Source organism: Cellulomonas bogoriensis 69B4 = DSM 16987 (genome assembly GCF_000767165.1).
Classification (GTDB): Bacteria; Actinomycetota; Actinomycetes; order Actinomycetales; family Cellulomonadaceae; genus Actinotalea; species Actinotalea bogoriensis.
Genome location: NZ_AXCZ01000436.1, coordinates 1 through 571 on the forward strand (window position 1 = coordinate 1; position 571 = coordinate 571).

Annotated in this window: 1 protein-coding gene; it reads right to left on the reverse strand. The window is 77.1% G+C overall.

From position 1 onward, the window contains the following. On the reverse strand, positions 1–571 hold a 571-nt coding region (locus tag N869_RS15880), incomplete at both ends, for an amino acid permease (RefSeq protein WP_035063331.1).

The window sequence follows — 571 nt, forward strand, 5'->3', positions numbered from 1 at the left end:
CCCCGACGCGCACCACCGGCCCGGCCCACCCCGCACCCGCCTGCTCGACGGCAGCCGCCACCGGCGCGGAGGACGCGGCCGTCCCGTCGGCGCCCAACGTCACCAGGAGCGTCACCGCCACCACCGCGTACACGGTGAGGGTGACCAGGAACGCGACCTGGATGGCCCGGGGGATGGTCCGGGCCGGGTCCCGGACCTCCTCCCCCATGGTCGCGATGCGGGCGTACCCCGCGAACGCGAAGAACAGCAGCCCTGCGGCCTGGGCGGTGCCGTACCACCCGCCCGGGGCGTCGCCCCACTTCCCCAGCACCTCCCACCGCGGCCCGGAGCCCGCCAGGCTCACCGCCACGGCCGTGGCCAGTGCCAGCAGCACCACGACCACGATGACCCGCGTCAGCCGCGCGGTGCGGGTCACGCCCCGGTAGTTGACCGCCGCGAGCCCCAGCACGGCGGCCACCGCGACGGGGCGCTCCCACCCGGCGGGCGCGGCGTACGCGGCGAACGTCAGGGCCATCGCGGCGCAGGACGCCGTCTTGCCGATGACGAACCCCCACCCGGCCAGGTACCCCCA